This window comes from Lysobacter enzymogenes, assembly GCF_017168095.1.
GTDB classification, from domain to species: domain Bacteria; phylum Pseudomonadota; class Gammaproteobacteria; order Xanthomonadales; family Xanthomonadaceae; genus Lysobacter; species Lysobacter enzymogenes_D.
Map to the genome: position 1 here is coordinate 1 of NZ_LXSD01000128.1, position 6,028 is coordinate 6,028.

Below are 6,028 nucleotides of genomic sequence, written 5' to 3' on the forward strand. Positions count from 1 at the left end.
GCGCGCCCGCCGCGGGCGCCTCGGCGGCGCCCGCCGCAGCGGCGCGTTGAGCGCGCCATGGCCTTCTCGACCCTGTTCATCCGCCGCCCGGTCGCCACCTGCCTGCTGATGGCGGCGGTGGCCTTGCTCGGCGTGCTCGGCTATCGCCAGTTGCCGGTGTCGGCGCTGCCGCAGATCGATGCGCCCAGCCTGATCGTCACCACCCAATACCCCGGCGCCAGCGCGCCGACGATGGCGGCGCTGGTGACCACGCCGCTGGAGCGCCAGTTCGGCCAGATCGCCGGGCTGACGATGATGACCTCCGACTCCTCGGCGGGTTTGTCGACCATCGTGCTGCGCTTCGACCTGGACCGCGACATCGACGTCGCCGCCCAGGACGTGCAGTCGGCGATCGCCCAGGCCAAGGGCGTGCTGCCGGCGAACCTGCCGTATCCGCCGGTGTACAACCGGGTCAACCTGGCCGACGCGCCGATCCTGACCTTGAAGCTGAGCTCCGACAGCGTGCCGCTGCGCGAGGTCAACAACTACGCCGATTCGATCCTGGCGCAGAAGCTCTCGCAGGTGCAGGGCGTGGGCCTGGTGTCGATCGCCGGCAACGTGCGTCCGGCGGTGCGGGTGCAGGTCGATCCGGCGCAGCTGTCGAACCTGGGCCTGACCCTGGAAGACCTGCGCAGCGCGCTGACCCAGGCCAACGTCAACGCGCCCAAGGGCACGCTCAACGGCAAGACCCAGTCCTACAGCATCGGCAGCAACGACCAGTTGCGCGATGCGGTGGAATACCGCAACACCGTGGTCAGCTACCGCAACGGCGCGCCGGTGCTGCTGCAGGACGTGGCGCGGGTGATCGACGGGGTCGAGAACGACCAGCTCGCCGCCTGGGCCGATGGCCGCCCGGCGGTGCTGCTGGACGTGCGCCGCCAGCCCGGCGCGAACATCGTCGACACGGTCGAGCGCATCCAGCGGCTGATGCCGGAGCTGCGCGCGGTGCTGCCGACCGGCGTGCGCCTGGAGGTGTTCGCCGACCGCACCAGCACCATCCGCGCCTCGGTCGCGGACGTGCAGTTCACCCTGGTGCTCACCGTGGGCCTGGTGATCGCGGTGATCTTCGTGTTCCTGCGCCGGCTGTGGGCGACGCTGATCCCGTCGGTAGCGTTGCCGCTGTCGCTGCTGGGCACCTTCGCGGTCATGGCCTTCGCCGGCCTGTCGCTGGACAACCTGTCGCTGATGGCGTTGACGGTAGCGACCGGTTTCGTGGTCGACGATGCCATCGTCATGGTCGAGAACATCGTGCGCTACCTGGAGCAGGGCAAGGACAGCCGGCGCGCGGCCGAGATCGGCGCGCGCGAGATCGGCTTCACCGTGGTCTCGCTGACCGTGTCGCTGATCGCGGTGTTCCTGCCGCTGCTGCTGATGCCCGGCGTCACCGGCCGCCTGTTCCACGAGTTCGCCTGGGTGCTGACCATCGCCACCGCGATCTCGATGCTGGTGTCGCTGACGCTGACGCCGATGATGTGCGCCTACCTGCTCAAGCGCGACGCGCTGCCGCGCGGGCACGGCGACGGCGAAGGCGACAGCGACGGCGGCGGCGGCCCGGATCGCTGGGCGCGCATCCTCGCCGCGTACGCGCGCACGCTGGACTGGGTGCTCGCGCGTCCGCGGCTGATGCTGACGGTCGCCAGCGCCAGCGTCGCGCTGACCGTGGCGCTGTATGTCGTCATTCCCAAGGGCTTGCTGCCGGAACAGGACACCGGCCTGGTCGTCGGCGTGCTGCAGGCCGACCAGAACGTCGCCTTCGAACAGATGCAGCAGCGCACCCAGGCGGTGGCGGCGATCCTGCAGAAGCAAGACGGCGTGGCCGGCGTCGCGGCCTTCATCGGCGCCGGGCCGGTCAACCCGACCCTCAACCAGGCCCAGCTCAGCCTGGTGCTGGCCGAACGCGGCCGCCGCGACGGCCTGGACGAACTGCTGCCGCGATTGCGCCGCGCGGTCGCCGACGTTCCCGGCGTCGCCCTGTACCTCAAGCCGGTGCAGGACGTGGCGCTGGACAGCCGCGTCGCCGCCACCGAGTACCAGTACGCGCTGTCCTCGGTCGATACCCGGGCCCTGGCCGATTACGCCGAACGCCTGACCCAGCGCCTGCGCCTGCAACCGGAACTGAGCGAAGTCGGCAACAACCTGTCCGAGCGCGGCGACGCGCTGCTGCTCAACGTCGACCGGGCCAAGGCCGGCCGCCTCGGCGTGCCGATGCAGACGATCAACGACACCTTGTACGACGCCTTCGGCCAGCGCCAGATCTCGACCATCTTCACCCAGCTCAACCAGTACCGGGTGGTCATGGAGGTGGCGCCGCAGTTCCGCAATGCCGGCGCGCTGCTCAACCAGCTAGGCGTGCGCGCCAACGGCGACGGCGCCCTGACCGGCGCCAACGCCACCGCGTTCGGCCAGGCCGCATCGAGCAATTCGGCCACGCCTTCAGGCATCGGCGGCAGCGGCAATCTCGGTTTCCAGGTCGGCGCCGGCGGCGTGGTGCCGCTGGCCGCGCTGGCCAGCGCCCGGGTCGGCAGCGAACCGCTGGTGGTCAGCCATCAACAGCAGCTGCCGGCGGTGACGCTGGGCTTCAACGTCGCCCCGGGCTATTCGCTGTCGCAGGCGGTCGCGGCGATCGAACGCAGCGAACGCGAACTCGCGCCGCCGCCGCGGGTGCGCGGGCAACTGGTCGGCAAGGCCGCCGAGTTCTCGGCCTCGCTGGCCGACGAGGCGTGGCTGCTGCTGGCGGCGGTGGTGGTGATCTACATCGTGCTCGGCGTGCTCTACGAGAGCTATCTCCACCCGCTCACCATCGTCTCGACCCTGCCGCCGGCCGGCGTCGGCGCGCTGCTGGCGCTGATGGCCTGCGGCATGAGCCTGTCGGTGGAAGGCATCGTCGGCATCGTCCTGCTGATCGGCATCGTCAAGAAGAACGCGATCATCATGATCGACTTCGCCATCGGCGCGCAGCGCGGCGGCATGGCGGCGGACGAAGCGATCCGCCGCGCCTGCCTGCTGCGCCTGCGCCCGATCCTGATGACCACCGCGACCGCGCTGCTGGGCGCGTTGCCGCTGGCGCTGGGCAGCGGCATCGGCGCGGAACTGCGGCGGCCGCTGGGCGTCGCCATCGTCGGCGGCCTGCTGCTGTCGCAGCTGGTCACGCTGTATACGACGCCGGTCATCTACCTGTCGCTGGAGCGCTGGGCGCAGCGGCTGCGCGAGCGTCGCGCGCCGCGCATGGCCGGCGCGGCGCAGCCCTTGGGCGCCTGAGCGGCGCGGCCGCGCGGGGCAGGGCGGCCGGTTTCGTTCCGGCCCAGCGCGGTTTCGTCGCGGCTTCGGCGGCTTCGTCGCGCGCCGCTGGCGGCGCGCGACGCAGCGGTGGCAACGTGCCCGCACACACAGTCTGCGGGCGATGGCGATGATGATAGAGACCGATTATGTGGCGGCGGCGCGCAAGCTCCTGCTCGCGGCGTCGATGTTCGCCGGCACGGCGCACGCCGCCGATGCCGGCGCCGCCGGCGCACGCTGCGCCGAGCCGGCGCCGATCGGCGCTTATCGTCTCGACGACGGCAGTACGCTCGACATCGGCCCCGGCGCCGCGGGCCAACTGCGCTGGCGCCGCGACGACGGCCGCAGCGGCGCGCTGACCGCGGGCGCCGACGGCATCTGGACCAGCACGCTGGGCTGGACGACGCGTCCCGACGGCCACCGCGTGCGCTTCGCCGATTGCGGCCGCGGCGGCCTGCGCTTCGACCGTCTGCACGGACAGCGCATCGCCCTGGTCCAGACCGACACCCGTTTCCAGGGCAGCGGCGTCGAACTCGCCGGCCGCCTGACCATGCCGCCCGGCGACGGCCCGGTGCCGCTGGTGATCCTGGTCCACGGCGCCGAACGCGAATCGGCCCTGCGCAGCTACTCGCTGCAACGCCAGTTCGCCGCCGCCGACATCGGCGTGTTCGCGTACGACAAACGCGGCACCGGCGCCTCCGGCGGCCGCTACACCCAGGATTACCTGACCTTGGCCACCGACGCCGTGCACGCGCTGCGCGAAGCCAGGCGCCTGGCCGGCGCCCGCGTCGGTCGCATCGGCTACCAGGGCGGCAGCCAGGGCGGTTGGGTCGCGCCGCTGGCCGCGCGCATCGCGCCGGTCGATTTCGTCGTGGTCAGCTTCGGGCTGGCGGTGTCGCCGCTGGAGGAAGACCGCGAAGCGATCGCCTTCGATCTCGAACGCGCCGGTTTCGGCGGACACAGCGAGGCGATGCGCGGCGCGATGCAGATCGCCGATGCCACCGCGCGCCTGATCGACAGCGGTTTCAGCGAGGGCTACGAACGGCTGGCCCTGCTCAAGGCCCAGTACGCCAGGCAAGCCTGGTATCCGGCAGTGCGCGGAAACTTCAGCTGGTACCTGCTCGGCAACGACGAAGCGACCATCCGCCGCGACGCGCCGCAACTGGTGCCCGGCATCCCGGCGAACTACGACCCGATGCCGCTGCTGCGCAACCTGGACACGCCGCAGCTGTGGCTGCTCGGCGGCCAGGACCGCGACGCGCCGCCGCGCGAGACGCTGCGCCGCCTCGGCGAACTGCAACGCGCCGGCCGGCCGATCGCCACCGCGCTGTTCGCCGACGCCGACCACGGCATGTACGAATTCGAGACCGCCGCCGACGGCGAGCGCTTGTCGACCCGGCAACCGGACGGCTACTTCCGCCTGATGGCGGACTTCATCCGCGGCGAACGCCTGCAACCGCGCTACGGCCAGGCCGCGCTGTGCGCCCGCGCCTCGTGCTGAGCCGCGGCGGCGCGCGACGGCGCCGCCGTCCGGCGCTGTAACGCAATCGTCGAATATCGGGCCGGTCCAATACCCAACCGGCCGGTGCGGCGAATATCCAATAATCGTCGGGTCGGGCGCCGCGCAATAACGGATGGAAAATCGTTTTCGCGGCGTTCGCGCCGGCGCCGCGCCCGCAATCGGTCAAACGTATACTGTGATGCATCACAGCTTTATTCGATAAGTCCGTTAGCAAAGTGACGCGCCCGCACCGCGAATCGTGACAGGTTCCATTTTGTTCACGCACCTGCAAATTTTATTCGGCTAAGGTGCGCCCACGTACCGGCGCGAACGATTGCCTTTCGTCCGGGACGGGTCCGCAGGCGACCGTGTCCGCACGGCGTTCGCGCGTCGCATTTTCCTGCCACATTGCGGCGGTAGGCTGCGCTGCGCTGCGCGACGCGAGGCGACGGACGGCGATATGGTCCCGCGTTCGCGGACGTACCGGGGAATCAGGCCAGGGGAATCAGTACGGCCCCACGCAAAAGTGTGACGCGATCGAAGCGTCACGGGGCGGAGCCTGCCCAGGGTGAAAGTCGGCCGTCGCGTTCGCGGCGGTTTCGCAGTTTCGGCGGTAAATCCCTCCTCAAACCCGAGCCTTGTCCGCGACGTCGCGTGCGCGCCGCGCGGGAGTCAGTCAGCAGTTTCCGCAGGATTTCTTGTTATCGATGGCAGACATCGATAGCAACGGCAGCGCTTTGCCTGCGAAAGAAACTCCCCGATTTTCAGGAAATTCTCCGCGCGACCGAATCCGGCCCTGCGCGCCGCATTCGCGCCCCGCGCGCCATTCGCCACCGCCGAGCGCTGCGCGCCGCCCACGCGCGCAGCGCCGATATCGCCCGTCCGACATGCTCAACCACGAACAGCTGATCGAACGCACCGAGTCCTACCTCAAGGCCTTGATCGCCGACGCCGCCGGCCTCGCCGACGGCGGCCGCGCGCTCGACGCGACCGCGCCGTTCGGCGAGCTCGGCGTGGATTCCTTCCGCGTGCTCAAGATCATCAAGGCGCTGGAAGGCGATTTCGGCGTCCTGCCCAAGACGCTGTTGTTCGAGAACTTCAACATCGAGTCGCTGGCGCGCTACTTCGCGCAGAAGCACGCCGCGGTCGCCGCGGCCAAGTTCGCCGGCGCGGGCGCGCTCGCCGAAGCGGCCGCGCCGTCGCCGCTCCGCA

3 protein-coding genes are annotated in these 6,028 nt (G+C 70.6%); all 3 read left to right on the forward strand.

Annotated features, from left to right (window positions below):
- The first annotated feature begins 57 nt into the window (after positions 1-57).
- Positions 58-3,297, forward strand: coding sequence for an efflux RND transporter permease subunit (locus tag A7A76_RS03550; RefSeq protein ID WP_206409903.1), 3,240 nt, complete (start codon positions 58-60; stop codon positions 3,295-3,297).
- Between the two features lie 148 nt (positions 3,298-3,445).
- Positions 3,446-4,816 (forward strand): alpha/beta hydrolase family protein, encoded by a 1,371-nt coding sequence (locus tag A7A76_RS03555; protein ID WP_241200703.1) that lies wholly within the window; start codon positions 3,446-3,448, stop codon positions 4,814-4,816.
- An 887-nt stretch (positions 4,817-5,703) separates the two neighbouring features.
- Positions 5,704-6,028, forward strand: a 325-nt coding sequence (locus A7A76_RS03560) for an acyl carrier protein (RefSeq protein WP_206409904.1), incomplete at its 3' end; no start/stop codon positions are given.